The sequence below is a fragment of the Streptomyces sp. NPDC013157 genome (genome assembly GCF_042899865.1).
Lineage (GTDB): Bacteria > Actinomycetota > Actinomycetes > Streptomycetales > Streptomycetaceae > Streptomyces.
Window position 1 is genome coordinate 651811 of the sequence record NZ_JBIBAK010000002.1, and the last position, 14950, is coordinate 666760.

A 14950-nucleotide genomic window follows, 5' to 3' on the forward strand; every position below is an offset into this window, starting at 1 on the left:
CCCCCGTGCTCGGTCACCGCGCGCCGCGCTCGCGCCGTCGTTCCGCCCGCGGCGGGGCGCGCCCGGCCGGGGACTCGTGCGCGGTGAGGTGTTCCAGGGCCTCGGCCAGCTCCTTGCAGGCCTCCGCGACGGAGCGCCGGGTGTTGTGCTGCTCGGTGATGACGACCGACAGCAGCAGTGCGGTCAGGGCCAGCGAGCCGTTGAACAGCTGCAGCTTCAGCATCACCTCGACGGGGGACAGGTGCGCGAACGCGCCGACCCCGTCCGTCGCGGCGACCGCGGCCACGACCGACGTGAACAGGGCGCACAGCACGCTCCCCGCCAGCCGGAACCGCAGCGCGGCCCAGATCAGCAGCGGATAGGCGAGGAACAGCGCGCTCAAGGAGCTGAGCGTGGCCAGCGGGACCAGGCCGGCCGCGACGACCACGAGGGCCAGGGCCTCCTTCCAGCGGGCCGTGGACGAGGGCCGACGGGTTTCGAACAGCACCAGCAGGACCGGGGTGACGAGCAGGACACCCATCGCGTCGCCCACCCACCACGCCAGCCAGATGGGCCAGAAGTGGGTCGCGTCGAGCTTGCCTGCGAGGATCAGCGTGACCACGTCGACGGTGGAGCTGACCAGCATGGCGGCGAGCGCGCCGAGGAACACCAGGGCGAGGCCGTCGCGCAATCGGCTCAGGTCGGTGCGGAAGCCGACCCGGCGCAGCAGCACGAAGGCGCAGACCGGGCCGGCCGTGTTGCCGACGAGGATGCCCAGGAGGTCGGGCCCGGGCGGGCCGATCGACAGCACGAGGAGGAGGGCGCCGAGCGTGACGCCCGGCCAGCAGCCCAGGCCGAGGACCAGCAGACAGGCCAGCGCCACGCCGGTCGGCGGATAGATGGGGGTGAAGACGGCGCCCTCGACGGTGAGCCGGCACAGCAGGCCGAGCCGTCCCGCCGCGAAGTAGCAGGTGGCGACGGCCAGCGTCCGCAGGGCGAAGACGGCCGCCCGGCGCAGCTCCTGGTTACCCACCACACCAGCCATCACACACCGCGACGGCCGTCCCGGCGAGGCGGGAGCCGTCCGCGGCCGCCCCGGCGGGTGCGCGCCGGTCCCGGAGGCTACGGCGTGGGGTCCAGGTCGTCGTGGCCCATGACCAGCACGGCCGCGTCGTCCTCGTGGCCCACCCGTTCCGCGCCCTTGATCACGGCCGCGGCCAGGGACTGCGCCTCGAGACCGGCGACGGCGGCGACACCCGCGAGCCGTACCACCTGGTCGAGGCCCTCCTCGATGGGCATCGACGGCCCCTCCACCACCCCGTCCGTGAGCAGCACGACCATGCCGCCGGTGGTGAGCCGGTGGCGGGCCACGGGGTACTCGATGCCCGGCTCGATGCCCAGCGGCGGTCCGCCCTCGTCCTCCCCCAGCCCGGACTTCCCGTCGGCGGTGGCCCACACGAACGGGACGTGGCCGGCCCGGGCGCTCTCCAGGACCCCGGTCTCCGGGTCGAGCCGCATGAAGGTGCAGGTCGCGAAGAGGTCGGTGCCCAGGGACACCAGCAGGTCGTTGGTGCGGGCGAGCAGTTCGCCGGGCTCGCCGGTCACCGAGGCCAGCGCCCGCAGGGCCGCCCGGACCTGGCCCATGAAGGCGGCCGCCTCGATGTTGTGCCCCTGGACGTCGCCTATGGTCAGGCCGATGTGGCCGTCGGGCAGCGTGAAGGCGTCGTACCAGTCACCGCCCACGTTCAGCCCGTAGCAGGCGGGCGCGTACCGGACGGCCAGATGGAAGCGGGGGGTGTCGGGCAGGACCCGGGGCAGCATGCCACGCTGGAGGGCGACGGCCAGCTCGACCTGGGAACGCTGGTACTCGGCCCGCTCGCGTGCCTGGGCGGTGAGCGACCTCAGTCTGGCCAGCAGCTCGTCGTCGTCCGTTGAACGCTTGCGGGGCATGGATCACTCCGGCCGAGGCTCCATCCTTAGCAGGGCAAACCCCTGGTTCTCACCTTTACAGGATCATAGTGCGAACGGCGGGCGAGCGGTCCGCAGCGCGGCGACGGCCGGGCATCGCCGGCCGCCGCCGCGCGGGTCGGTTCACCCCTTGCGCAGGCCGTCCGGGCGGCGGGACGCGCGCAGTGTGCCGACCGTCCTGAGCAGCCGGTCCGCCGGTTCGCGCAGCCGGGGATGGGCGAGGACGGTGTTGCGCAGCCCGCGGACCGGCCGGCGCCACAGGCGGTGCGCCGCGGCCACCGGGTGGGTGCGGGTGGCGAACCCCTCCCCCACCCGCAGTTCGCGGGTCTTGAGCCAGTCCTTGTACTCCTTGTCGCCGCGTCCGAGGTCGACAAGGGTGACACCGCCGCGCGCAGCCGATTCGGCGGTACGCAGATGCATCATCAACCCCGGTGAGTAGTAGTGCAGTTCGGGGTCGTAGGCGGTGAACCAGGCGGCGAGTACGGTGGCCGAGCGCGGGCCGAAGTGCGCGGCCACCGGCCGGTCGCCGGCGTAGAGCACGGACAGCACGCCGGTGAAGTGCTCCTCGCGGACGTGGAAGAGGTGGTCCACGAGGTCGACGATCCAGGGGCGGGCGAAGCGGTCCATGCGGCCGGTCCGCCGGTACTGGGCGGACTTCCAGCGCATCAGGGTGCGCAGGGCCGCCGGGTCGCGCTCGTCGAACTCGAAGCGCAGGTCGCCGATGTCGCGGCCGAGGCGCCGTTCCTTCTTCAGCGTCGTCTTCGCCAGGCCCGGGTAGGTGGCGCGCAGCCACTCGGGGTATCCGCCGTCGCCGGGCTTCACGTCGATCACCGGCGAGGCGAAGGTGCCGGTCACATGGGGAGCGAAAGGTCTCTGCTCGGCGACCAGGTGGTCGAACTCGAAGATGGACATCCCGCAGGCGCTCAGCAGTTCCTGGGCGTCCCAGGTGACTCCGGGCCGGTGCACGAGCGCCTGGCAGTCGGAGAGGCCGAGGCCGACGGCCCGGCCGACGCCGAGGGCGTTGCGCTCGTACGGGAGGAAGCCGACGGGCTCCCCGTCCGCGCGCAGGACCGCCACCCGTACGCCGGCCCGGTGTCTGCCGACGCCGATGGTGAACTCCGGGGCCAGAAAGGGGTTGGCGTACTCCGGCGACTCGTCCATCGCGCCGTGCCAGGCCCGGCGGAGCGACTCGGTCAGCTCGCCGGGTCTGTGGATCGTGATGTCCACCTCAGATCAACCGCCCTTCGGCTGACGAGGTGTCTGACGCATGGCTTCCGGGCCGGCTCCCGGAAGGACCTCTGCACTGGCCTCTGGATCGCATGGCGACCGCTCCCCCCCCCATAACGCGTATTCCGCGTTCTGCCGTTTCTACGAACAGCTCCTGTTCCCCGCTGTACACCTTCGTTCCGGAACCGGCGACGGGGTCGCCGGTCCGGAGGTGTCGCTCAAACGTCGCGAAACAGTACGCACGCTGTCAAGGGTGCCACTGCCGGGGCAGGTTGGGGGTGGAGAGACCCGTACTTTCCCGGCCCTTTCCGTCGGACCGCCGCCGGACGCCGTCAGGTCGCCGCCGCCGGAGCCGGCGACCTCACCCGCCGCGTACAGGCCGGGGACGGATTGAGCCGCCGCTGTCCAGGACGCGTCCGGAGAGGCCGGTCGGGAGGCCGCCGAAGGTCTTGCGGGTGAGCCCAAGGCGGGAGCGGCGACCGGACCGCGGGCCGGTCGCGAGCCGGATCCGGCGGGCCGGCCCGCCGCGGAAGAGTGGTGCGGCGACCGGACCGGCTCCGCCGCGCCCTCCCGGAACGCTCCCATCGGATCGCACTGGCGTGCTATCACCGGTGCCATGGAGACCGTGGCGACCGAGCCCACAACCCCGTCCACCCCGCGGCCCGTACGGTGGCCGACGATGGTGCAGGGGTGGCACCAGCTGACCTTTCTGCACTGGCCGGTGGAGCCGGAGAAGGTGGCGGGACTGCTGCCCGCCGGCACCCGGCCGGACACCCTGGACGGGGTCACCTACGTCGGGCTCGTCCCGTTCCTGATGCGGGGCACGGGCTTCGGGCCGGGGCCGGGGCTGCCGTATCTGGGCACCTTCTGCGAGACGAACGTACGGCTGTACTCGGTGGACGGGCACGGCCGCCGTGGGGTGGTGTTCAGGTCGCTCGACGCGACCCGGCTGCTCCCGGTACTGGTGGGGCGGCTGGGGTTCCGGCTGCCGTACCTCTGGTCAGCGATGCGGCTGCACCGCGAGGGCGATGTCGTCACCTATACCTGCCGCCGGCGGCGCCCGGCGGCCGCGAGCCGGGCGGTCGTGCGGATCGGGGCGCCGATCGCCGAGCCCTCGCCGCTGGAGCACTTCCTGACCGCGCGCTGGGGGCTGCACGCGACCTGGCACGGCCGTACCGCGCACCTGCCGAACGAGCATGCGCCCTGGCCGCTGCACCGGGCGGAACTCCTCGGCCTGGACGACGAGTTGATGGAGGCAGCAGGCCTGCCGGCGATGCCGGGACCGCCGGTCAGCGTGCTCTGGTCACCCGGCGTGAAGGTGCGGTTCGGGAGGCTGGAACTGCTCCGCCCCGCCGAGTAAAGAAATCGTATGGTCTAGTCCAAAGTGAGCTTTGGTCCAGTCCAATTCATTGACGTGACCGCGACACCTCCGGAAGCTGGGACCCACCCCACCTCCCCGGCCCCCTGGAGGCACCAGTGAGACCCCTTCGCGCATGTCTGGGCGCGGCTGCCGCCGTCACCCTCGCCGCCGCCGGCACCACCGCGCTCGTCGCGAGCAACGCCTCGGGCGCGACCACCGCACTGAGCAACCGGTGGTACGCGGCCGCCCCCTACCTGATGCCACTGGACAACAACCCGCCGGACGCGGCCGCCGTCATGGACGCCACCGGCCTCAAGGCCTTCCAGCTGGCGTTCGTACTGGCCCCCAACGGCGGCGGCTGCTCGCCCACCTGGGGCGGCACGGCGGCGGTCTCCTCGGACACCGCCGTCCAGTCGGTGATCAACACGATCCGGGCCAAGGGCGGCGACGTCTCCGTCTCCATCGGCGGCTACGGCGGCACCAAGCTGGGGCAGACCTGCGCGGACGCGGCCTCCACCGCGGCGGCCTACCAGCAGGTCGTCACCAAGTACGGACTGCACGCCATCGACTTCGACCTGGAGGAGCCGGAGTACGAGAACACCGCCGCGATCAAGAACGAGATCGGCGCCGCGAAGATCCTCCAGCAGAACAACCCGGGTCTGTACGTGTCGGTGACGACGGCCGGTACGGCGGACGGCACCGGCTGGTTCGGCAAGCAGATGCTGCTGGAGGCGAAGTCGCAGGGGTTCACGCCCAACAACTTCTCCATCATGCCGTTCGACGGCGGGTTCAGCGGGGCGGCCTCGCAGACCAGCGCGCTCACCAACTTCAACTCGATCCTGCAGTCCACCTTCGGCTGGGACCAGGCGACCGCCTACGCCCACGAGGGCTTCTCCGGGATGAACGGCCGCAGCGACACCGGCGAGTACTTCACCCAGGCCGACTTCCAGACCGTGCTCGACTACGCGACGAGCCACAACATGGACCGCTTCACGTTCTGGTCCCTGAACCGCGACCGCCAGTGCACCCCGGTCGACAACAACGGCACCACGTCCGGGACCTGCTCCAGCGTGGCACAGGGCGCCTGGGACTTCGCCACGTACTCGGTGAAGTTCGCCGGAGTCACCCCGCCGACCACCACACCCACCCCCACCCCCACGCCGACACCCACGCCCACCTCCTGCAAGACCGCCTGGAGCTCGACAGCCGTGTACACGGCCGGGAACGAGGTCTCCTACAACAGCCACAACTGGAAGGCCAAGTGGTGGACCCAGAACGAGGTGCCCGGCGCCTCCGAGTGGGGCCCCTGGCAGGACGAGGGCGCCTGTTGAACCCTTGACGGGACTGGTCCGGACCTTTAGTTTCACGGGTCATCGGCGGTTACGGATGCGTCCAGAGTTCACACACATGAACGGCGTTGGGTGAGCTCCGGGCGCAGCCATCTGACGAAAGGACCCCCCACGTGAACCGTCCCCGGCTGCTCGCGGCGCCCACCGCCGCGGGCCTCGCCCTCGCCCTCACCGTCCTGTCCGGCGGCAGCGCGGACGCGGCGAACCCGGACGTCGCGCCCGGCGGCAACTTCGACCTGTCCGTATGGCAGCTCCAGGAACCGGTCGGCTCCCCCGGCTCGCCGACCACCATCCCCTCGTCCCGGCTGCAGGGCGCGAACGGCTACCAGGACGCGTACTTCTACACCGACACCCGCGACGGGGCGATGACCTTCTGGGCGCCCGAGAAAGGCGTCACCACCCCGAACTCCAACTACGCCCGCTCCGAACTGCGCGAGATGAACCGGGACGGCAGCGCCGCCAACTGGTCGCTGGGCGGCAGCCACCGGATGAGCGCGACGCTGCGGGTGGTCTCGGTGACCAAGAACGTGTGCGTGGGCCAGATCCACCTCGGCACCGGCGGCTCCTCCACCAAGCCGCTGCTGGAGCTGTACTACCACTCCGACGGCGACATCGTCCTCGGCACCGAGAACTCCCCGGACGGCGGCCAGACCCCGCACAGCGTGGGCCACGTGTCGATCGGCAAGACCTGGACGTACACCATCGCGGTCTCCGGCGGGAACACCATCGACCTGACCGTCAACGGCACTACGACGCACTACGCCATCCCGTCCTCCTTCAACCAGTACAAGCAGTACTTCAAGGCGGGCTCGTACAACCAGTCGTCCTCCGACAGCACGACCAACGGCGCCCGGGTCGCGTTCTACGGCCTGACCGTCAAACACGGCTGAGTTCGCCCGGTCCACCCTGGCGGGGGCCGTCGCTCCGCCGCACGATGGAGAGGCCATCCGCCGCGGCCGGACGCCGGGAGGACTCATGACGCAGAGCTGGGGACCGCGCCCTCCCGCCACGGCGGACGGCCCCGAATGGCGGCCCGCGCTCGACCTCCCCGCGCCGGCGCGGCAGCGCCGCTGGACGGTGCTGCTGCGCTGGCTGCTGCTGATCCCGCAGTACGTCGTGCTCGTCGTCCTCGGCATCGCGGCGTTCTTCGCCACGGTGGCCGGCTGGTTCGCGGCGCTCGTGCTGGGCCGGCTGCCCGACCCGATCGCCTCGTTCCTCGGCAAGTACCTCGCCTACGAGACCCGGATCGCGGCCGGCTCCATGCTCCTGGTGGACCGGTATCCGCCGTTCGCCCTCACCGCCCCCGACCACCCGGTGCAGATCGAGCTGCGGCCCACCACCCTGAACCGGCTGGCGGTGCTGTTCCGGCTGATCCTGATGATCCCGGCGGCGATCGTCGCGAACCTCGCGGCGACCGGCTGGTTCGCGGTCGGCTGGATCTTCTGGATCACCGGGATCGTGCTGGGGCGGCTGCCCGGGCCCGTCTTCGGGGCGACGGCCGCGGTCGCCCGCTACCGGATGCGGTTCGGCGCGTACACCAGCATGCTGACCCCCGTCTACCCGAAGGGACTCCTCGGCGACCGGCCGGCCGCCGGGGAGGAGGTGCGCTCCGCCACCCGGCCCCTGGTCCTGGACACCGCCGCCAAGGTCCTGATCTGGGTCTTCCTGGTGCTCGGCCTGATCACCCAGATCGCCTCCCGCTCCACCGGGGACCACGACATGAACGGACTGGCGAATACGCCGCAAGTGGTACATCCCGCAGGACGGTCGTAGCGTCGAAGGGAACGTGTACGGCGGAACGGGCGGGAGCGACCATGCGCAGACCAGTGGTGGGAACGGCGATCGGACTCGGGGCGGCCCTGCTGCTCACGGCGGGCATGACGACGGCCTCGGCGACGCCGCCGACACCCTCCGCGTCGCGGGCGTCGGCCCAGCACCCGGTGCTCGTCGACTGCCTCTGGCACCAGCGGTACCGGCCGACCGACTTCATACTGGCCTGCGGCGACGGCAACAGCCTCCTGACCGGCATGCACTGGACCCAGTGGAACGACAGCACGGCGGTCGCCCAGGGCGTGAACCTGGTGAACGACTGCAAGCCGTACTGCGCGGCCGGCAAGTTCCACAAGTACCCGGTGACCGTACGGCTCGACCGCCCGACGGCCTGGACGAAGCACCCCGACGTGCAGCACTTCACGCGGCTGAACCTGACCTACGCCGGTGCCAGGCCGGAGGGATACACGCAGGTCATGAACTACCCCATGTGGAACTGAGCGGGGCCGCCGGGGCCGTCACCCGGCTGCGCGGCATGCGGGGCCACGCCGTGCGCCGGGCGGGCGACGTAGCGGCCCCGGCTGCCGCTGCCCGGGGACGGGGAAGCGTCATGTTGGTGTGACCGGTACGCCGGATCCTTGCGCTCCCGTCGAAAGAGGTCACATGCCCCGATTCCCCCGCCGGGCCGGCGTCGCCCCGGCCGTGGTCGCGATCGGCCTGCTCGCGGCGGTTCCGGCCGCGAGCGACGAGCCGGTCCTCTCCCGCCCCCACACCGTCGCCCATTTCGATCTGGCCCGGGGACAGACACCCGAGAGCATCGTCGCCGAGCAGGGCGGCGCGGTCGACATGTCCTTCGCGTTCGCCCGACAGGTGGTCAAGGTCACCCGGGAGCGCCGGGTCCGTGTCCTCGCCACCCTGCCCGACGAGCGAAACCCCCGGACACCGCTCGTGAACAGCGCGGTCACACACGGCCTCGCCCGCGCGCACGACGGCACGCTGTACGTCAACTACGCCACCGGCACCGACAGGACCGGCGTCTGGCGCATCCCGGCAGGCGGCGGCACGCCCGAACAGATCGCCCAGCTGCCGGTGGCCGGCCTGCCCAACGGGCTGGCCCTCGACGAGAAGCACGGCATGCTCTACGCGGCGGACTCGGCACTGGGCACGGTCTGGCGCATCCCCCGGTCCGGCGGCACGCCCACGGCCTGGGCCACGGGCACCGCGCTCTCCGGGCTCCCGTCGGCCACCGGCTTCGGCGCCAACGGGATCAAGGTCCACAAGGACGCGGTGTGGGTGACCAACACCGACCGGGGCACCCTGCTGCGCATCCCGATCGGCGCGGACGGCGCGGCGGGAGCGGTCCGGACGAGGGCGACCGGCCTCACCGGGGTCGACGACTTCGTCTTCCCCGGGCACTCGGACCTCGTGCTCGCCGCGCTGAGCCCGTCCAACGAGGTCGCGCTGGTCGCCCCGGACGGCAGCCACGCCGGCGTGCTGACGGTGCAGGAGGGTCTGTCCAACCCGACCTCGCTGGCGGTACGCGGCCGTGACGTGTTCGTGGCGAGCGCCGCCTACTACACCCAGCGCGACCCGAACCTGCTGAAGGCCCTGCTGAGCACGCACTTCTCCCGCTCGTAGCCCGGCAGGGCCGGGCGGACCCGGCCCTCCCCCGCTCTCCGGGGCTGTCCGGCCTCAGGCGATCTCGACCAGCAGGTCGCCGCCCTCCACCTGCTGGATGCGGTTGATGGCGAGGCGCGAGATCCGGCCGGCCTTCGGGGCGGTGATGGTGGCCTCCATCTTCATGGCCTCGATGGTGGCCACCGTGGCGCCCGCCTCGACCTCCGCGCCCTCCTCCACCGCGAGAGTGACCACGCCCGCGAACGGGGCCGCGACATGGCCGGGGTTGGCGCGGTCGGCCTTCTCGGTGACCGGGATGTCGGACGCCGCAGCCCGGTCGCGGATCTGGATCGGCCGCAGCTGCCCGTTGAGGCTCGACATCACGGTGCGCATGCCGCGCTCGTCGGCCTCGCCCACGGCCTGGAGCTCGATCAGCAGCCGGACGCCGGGCTCCAGGTCGACCGCGTACTCCTTGCCCGGGCGCAGCCCGTAGAAGAAGTCCTTGCTGTCGAGGACGCTGGTGTCGCCATAGGTCTGGCGGTGGGCCTCGAACTCGCGGGTCGGCGCCGGGAACAGCAGCCGGTTGAGGGTGGTACGGGGTTCCTTGGCCAGGCCGTCGCGGTCCTCGGCGGTCAGCTCGGGCGCCGGCTTGGCGGCGGCACGGCCCTGGAGGGCCTTGGTGCGGAACGGCTCGGGCCAACCGCCGGGCGGGGTGCCCAGCTCGCCGCGGAGGAAGCCGATGACCGAGTCGGGGATGTCGAACCGGTCGGGGGTCGCCTCGAAGTCCTCCGGCTGCACCCCGGCGCCGACCAGGTGCAGGGCGAGGTCGCCGACCACCTTGGAGGACGGGGTGACCTTGACCAGCCGGCCGAGGATGCGGTCGGCGGCCTCGTACATCGCCTCGATGTCCTCGAAGCGGTCACCGAGACCGAGCGCCACGGCCTGGGTGCGCAGGTTGGAGAGCTGGCCGCCGGGGATCTCGTGGTGGTAGACGCGGCCGGTCGGGGAGGCGAGGCCCGCCTCGAAGGGGGCGTAGACCCTGCGGACGCTCTCCCAGTACGGCTCCAGGTCCTCGATCGCCCGCAGGTCGAGCCCGGTGGGACGCTCCGAGTAGTCGGTCGCGGCCACGATCGCCGACAGCGAGGGCTGCGAGGTGGTACCGGCCATGGAGGCCACCGCGCCGTCCACCGCGTCCGCGCCCGCCTGGATCGCGGCGAGGTAGGTGGCCAGCTGACCGCCCGCGGTGTCGTGGGTGTGCAGGTGGACCGGGAGGTCGAACTCGCTGCGCAGCGCCGAGACGAGCTTCGCGGCGGCCGGGGCGCGCAGCAGGCCGGCCATGTCCTTGACGGCGAGGACGTGCGCGCCCGCCTCGACGATCTGCTCGGCGAGGCGGAGGTAGTAGTCGAGGGTGTAGAGCCGCTCGTCCGGGTTGGACAGGTCGGCGGTGTAGCAGAGGGCGACCTCGGCGACCGCGGTGCCCGTCTCGCGTACGGCCTGGATGGCGGGGCGCATCTGGCCGACGTCGTTGAGGGCGTCGAAGATGCGGAAGATGTCGATGCCGGTGGCGGCGGCCTCCTGGACGAAGGCGTCGGTCACCTCGGTCGGGTACGGGGTGTAGCCGACGGTGTTGCGGCCGCGCAGCAGCATCTGGAGGCAGATGTTGGGGACGGCCTCGCGCAGGGCGGCCAGGCGCTCCCAGGGGTCCTCGGCGAGGAAGCGGAGCGCGACGTCGTAGGTGGCGCCGCCCCAGCACTCCAGGGAGAGCAGTTCGGGCAGGGTGCGGGCGACGACCGGGGCGACGGCGAGGAGGTCCTTGGTGCGCACGCGGGTGGCGAGCAGGGACTGGTGGGCGTCGCGGAAGGTGGTGTCGGTGATGCCGATGGTGGGCGACTCGCGCAGCCAGCGGGCGAAGCCCTCCGGGCCGGCCTCGACCAGCCGCTGCCGGGACCCGGCCGGGGGCTCGCCGGCGGGCAGCGGGGGCAGCTTGGTGGTCGACTCGATCAGGTGGGGGCGCTCGCCGTGCGGCTTGTTGACGGTGACGTCGGCCAGGTAGGTGAGCAGCTTGGTGCCGCGGTCGGCCGAGGAGCGGGCGGTGAGCAGGTGCGGACGCTGCTCGATGAACGAGGTGGTGATCCGGCCCGCCTGGAAGTCCGGGTCGTCCAGGACGGCCTGGAGGAAGGGGATGTTGGTGGCCACGCCGCGGATGCGGAACTCGGCGACGGCACGCCGGGCGCGGCCGATGGCGGCCCTGAAGTCCCGGCCCCGGCAGGTGAGCTTCACCAGCATGGAGTCGAAGTGCGCGCTGATCTCCGTACCCGCGTGGGTGGTTCCGCCGTCGAGCCGGATGCCGGAGCCGCCCGGGGAGCGGTAGGCGCTGATGCGGCCGGTGTCGGGGCGGAAGCCGTTGGCGGGGTCCTCGGTGGTGATGCGGCACTGGAGGGCGGCGCCGTGCAGCTTCACCGTCTCCTGGGAGAGCCCGAGGTCGGCGAGGGTCTCGCCGGAGGCGATGCGCATCTGGGCCTGGACCAGGTCGACGTCGGTCACCTCCTCGGTGACCGTGTGCTCGACCTGGATGCGGGGGTTCATCTCGATGAAGACGTGGTTGCCGTCGCGGTCGAGGAGGAACTCGACGGTGCCGGCGTTGCGGTAGCCGATCTCGCGGGCGAAGCGGACGGCGTCGGCGCAGATGCGGTCGCGCAGTCCGGGGTCGAGGTTCGGCGCGGGGGCCAGCTCGATGACCTTCTGGTGGCGGCGCTGAAGCGAGCAGTCCCGCTCGAAGAGGTGGATGACGTTGCCCTCGCCGTCGGCGAGGATCTGCACCTCGATGTGGCGGGGGTCGACGACGGCCTTCTCCAGGAAGACGGTCGGGTCGCCGAACGCGGAGGCCGCCTCCCGGGAGGCCTGCTCGATGGACTCGCGCAGCGCGGCCGGGTCCTCCACCCGGCGCATGCCGCGGCCGCCGCCGCCGGCGACGGCCTTCACGAAGACCGGGAAGCCGATCTCGTCGGCGGCGCGGACCAGTTCGTCGATGTCGTTGGAGGGTTGGGAGGAGCCGAGCACCGGTACACCGGCGGCACGGGCGGCGGCGACCGCGCGGGCCTTGTTGCCGGTCAGCTCCAGTGTCTGGGCGCTGGGTCCGACGAAGGTGATGCCCGCCTCCTCGCAGGCGCGGGCGAGTTCGGGGTTCTCGGAGAGGAAGCCGTAGCCGGGGTAGACGGCATCGGCCCCGGCCCGCCGGGCCGCGCCCACGATCTCCTCGACGGAGAGGTAGGCGCGAACCGGATGTCCCGGTTCCCCGATCTCGTAGGCCTCGTCGGCCTTCAGCCGGTGCAGCGAGTTGCGGTCCTCGTAGGGGAAGACGGCGACCGTGCGCGCACCCAATTCATAGCCCGCGCGGAATGCGCGGATGGCGATCTCTCCACGGTTGGCGACCAGCACCTTGCGGAACATCCCTGGATCCCTTCAGCCTGCCGGCGACGAACACCATGGTGTCAGCCGCGCCCTGCCGTAGCCCGCGCAACATTAGGGGTTGGCCTGACCGGCTGAAGTGCGAAAACCATCACATTGACGTTGTTGAGCATTCCGGCGGGTCAGCCTCGTGACATATGGGTTCTCGGGGAAGCCGGGAGGGTTGGGGAGTCTTCAGGGCAGGCGGAAGGACGGTACGGGGTGGCGCGGTGGGCCCGGTCGGGGTATCGGCGGGTCCGACCGGGGCGGCGACGGTGTGGTGTCGAGGCGTTCCACCAGGCGGACGGGGAACGGCAGCCGGCGTCCGTGCAGCAGGCCGAGGACGATCGCGGCGGCCACGGCGATCAGGTGTTCGCGGCCGGCGAGGTTCGGTACGGCGACGGACTCCCACACCATCGAGCCGCCGGTCAGTGTGAAGACGACGGGCGCGCGGCGGACCACCGCGAGGTAGGTGAAAAGGCCCACCACGGCGGCGGACGGGCCCGTGTCGAGGATCCGGCCGACCTCCGGCGGCAGGCCGAAACCCTCCCAGCCGGGTCCCAGCGCGACCATCACCCGGGCGGTCATCGTGCCGGCCAGGGTGGTGACGTACGCGACGGCGAGGGTGCGGCCGCGGCCGAGGGCGAGTTCGGCGAGCGCGAAGGCGAGGAAGAGCTGGGTGATGCCCGCCCAGACCGGCAGGTCGAGCGCCGGGACGTAGAGCGACACCGGGGTGCGCAGCAGGGAGAGCCACAGGGGCAGGTCGGCGGTGACGCCGCCGAGGTGCCACACCAGCCTCCGGCCGAAGGGGTGCTGGGCGATGCCGTGGAAGAAGATGACGCCTAACGCGGCCACGAACGCCAGCACGAGACCGGAGAGCCCGCGCCGCACCAGCTGCCGTACCGGCTCCATCACGATGGCATGCCATTCGTCGCGCAGCGTGCGCCGCACGAAACGGACCGCCCGCCCGGCCACCCGGCTCCAGTCGCCTTTCATGAAAGGCATCGCCCCCTCGACACCGTCCCCGTCGTCGGCCTGCGCCCCTCAAGAGGTTCTCCGCGCCCGGGCCGTTCCACGCGTCATCGTATAGACGTTTGGATCATTTGCGACGATGCGGGAGCTACGACCGGTCGGATATCGACGTCGGATTTATCACCCGTCCACGGCTGAACCCGCACGGCCGCAATCGCGTCCCCCTGAGCGTCGTCCCGGTAAAGGAGCAGTAATGCGCGAACCGTCCCGTCGCACCCTGCCGGCCTCGGCTCCGGGGGCGGCGGTGACCACCGCGCCGGCCCCGGAGGCGACCACGAGACTGCGCGCCCTGGAGCGCGAACACGGGGCCCGGCTGGGGGTGTTCGCCCGGGACACCGGCTCGGGGACGCGCCTCGGCCACCGGTCCGGTGAACGCTTTCCGATGTGTTCGGTGCACAAGCCGCTCGCGGTCGCCGCCGTCCTGCGCGACCTCGGCGAGGACGTGCTCGGCAAGGTCGTGCACTACGACGAGGGCGATGTCGAGCGGGCGGGCGGCGGCCCGGTCACCGGAAAGCCGGAGAATCTCGCCGCGGGAATGACCGTCGCGGAGTTGTGCGGAGCGTCGGTCTCGTACAGCGACAACACCGCGGCAAACCTGTTGCTGGAGCAACTGGGCGGGCCGGTGGCGGGGACGAGGCTGCGCCGTTCGCTCGGGGACGGGGTGACGCGCCTGGACCGGTGGGAGCCGGAGCTGAACTCGGCCGAGCCGGGGCGGGTCACCGACACCACCACTCCCCTGGCCATCGCCACGACCTACGCACGGCTGACGGTCAGTCACGCCCTGGACGGCGCCGACCGGCGGCGGCTCACCGGCTGGCTGCTCGCCAACGCCACCGGCGGCGAACGGATCCGCGCCGGGCTGCCCGGCGACTGGACGGTCGGCGACAAACCCGGAACGGGCGGCCATGGGACCGCCAACGATGTCATGATCACCTGGCCCCCGGGCCGCGCGACGCTCGTCGTCGCCGCCCTCTCCCCCCACGCCGATGCCGCTGCCGAGGCCGACTCTCCGCTGGTCAGGGAGGCCGCAGCGATCGTGGCGGACGCATTCGGGCGGGGCAGCGCATAAGATCGTTCACAGCCGGAGCACAGCAAGTCACCTTCCCGGTAGCGGGTTTTCTGCGATGAGACCGGAACCGTTCTGTTTCGATCACGAACTCTCGTATAGTGACGCCCAGTTCAGCACCGAGCGTCACAACTC

12 protein-coding genes are annotated in these 14950 nt (G+C 71.8%); 7 read left to right on the top strand and 5 right to left on the bottom strand.

Annotation, left to right across the window (positions count from 1 at the left end; translation table 11 throughout):
- Positions 1–13: 13 nt before the first annotated feature.
- The 3 genes from ACFY6U_RS08350 to ACFY6U_RS08360 form a co-directional block, all read right to left on the bottom strand.
- The gene (locus ACFY6U_RS08350) at positions 14–1015 is read right to left on the bottom strand and encodes an MASE1 domain-containing protein (RefSeq protein WP_390035904.1); all 1002 of its coding nucleotides are present in this window, start codon (positions 1013–1015) and stop codon (positions 14–16) included.
- An 86-nt stretch (positions 1016–1101) separates the two neighbouring features.
- On the bottom strand, positions 1102–1929 hold the full coding sequence (locus ACFY6U_RS08355; protein ID WP_390035906.1) for a PP2C family protein-serine/threonine phosphatase: 828 nt from the start codon (positions 1927–1929) through the stop codon (positions 1102–1104).
- 141 nt (positions 1930–2070) lie between these two features.
- On the bottom strand, positions 2071–3174 hold the full coding sequence (locus ACFY6U_RS08360; protein ID WP_390035908.1) for a GNAT family N-acetyltransferase: 1104 nt from the start codon (positions 3172–3174) through the stop codon (positions 2071–2073).
- A gap of 616 nt (positions 3175–3790) precedes the next feature.
- On the opposite strand from ACFY6U_RS08360, the gene ACFY6U_RS08365 reads away from it, so the two are divergent.
- The 6 genes from ACFY6U_RS08365 (at position 3791) to ACFY6U_RS08390 (ending at position 9291) form a co-directional block, all read left to right on the top strand.
- Positions 3791–4534 carry a YqjF family protein gene (locus ACFY6U_RS08365; RefSeq protein ID WP_390035910.1) on the top strand — a complete coding sequence of 248 codons (744 nt, stop codon included), beginning with the start codon at positions 3791–3793 and terminating at the stop codon, positions 4532–4534.
- 116 nt (positions 4535–4650) lie between these two features.
- Positions 4651–5865 (top strand): carbohydrate-binding protein, encoded by a 1215-nt coding sequence (locus tag ACFY6U_RS08370; RefSeq protein ID WP_390035912.1) that lies wholly within the window; start codon positions 4651–4653, stop codon positions 5863–5865.
- Positions 5866–5996: 131 nt separating this feature from the next.
- Entirely contained in the window at positions 5997–6773 is a 777-nt protein-coding gene (locus ACFY6U_RS08375; RefSeq protein WP_390035914.1) for a polysaccharide lyase family 7 protein, read from the top strand.
- 85 nt (positions 6774–6858) lie between these two features.
- Positions 6859–7656, top strand: coding sequence for a DUF4389 domain-containing protein (locus tag ACFY6U_RS08380; RefSeq protein ID WP_390035915.1), 798 nt, complete (start codon positions 6859–6861; stop codon positions 7654–7656).
- A 41-nt stretch (positions 7657–7697) separates the two neighbouring features.
- Complete coding sequence (locus ACFY6U_RS08385; protein ID WP_390035917.1) at positions 7698–8153, top strand: hypothetical protein; 456 nt, start codon at positions 7698–7700, stop codon at positions 8151–8153.
- 163 nt (positions 8154–8316) lie between these two features.
- Positions 8317–9291 carry an SMP-30/gluconolactonase/LRE family protein gene (locus ACFY6U_RS08390; RefSeq protein ID WP_390035919.1) on the top strand — a complete coding sequence of 325 codons (975 nt, stop codon included), beginning with the start codon at positions 8317–8319 and terminating at the stop codon, positions 9289–9291.
- Positions 9292–9345: 54 nt separating this feature from the next.
- Here ACFY6U_RS08390 and ACFY6U_RS08395 read toward each other — a convergent pair whose 3' ends face one another.
- The gene (locus ACFY6U_RS08395; RefSeq protein WP_390035921.1) at positions 9346–12720 is read right to left on the bottom strand and encodes a pyruvate carboxylase; all 3375 of its coding nucleotides are present in this window, start codon (positions 12718–12720) and stop codon (positions 9346–9348) included.
- 192 nt (positions 12721–12912) lie between these two features.
- Positions 12913–13722, bottom strand: a complete 810-nt coding sequence (locus ACFY6U_RS08400; protein WP_390035922.1) for a hypothetical protein — start codon at positions 13720–13722, stop codon at positions 12913–12915.
- Between the two features lie 220 nt (positions 13723–13942).
- On the opposite strand from ACFY6U_RS08400, the gene bla reads away from it, so the two are divergent.
- Positions 13943–14818, top strand: coding sequence for a class A beta-lactamase (bla, locus tag ACFY6U_RS08405; protein WP_390035924.1), 876 nt, complete (start codon positions 13943–13945; stop codon positions 14816–14818).
- The last annotated feature ends 132 nt before the right edge of the window (positions 14819–14950 follow it).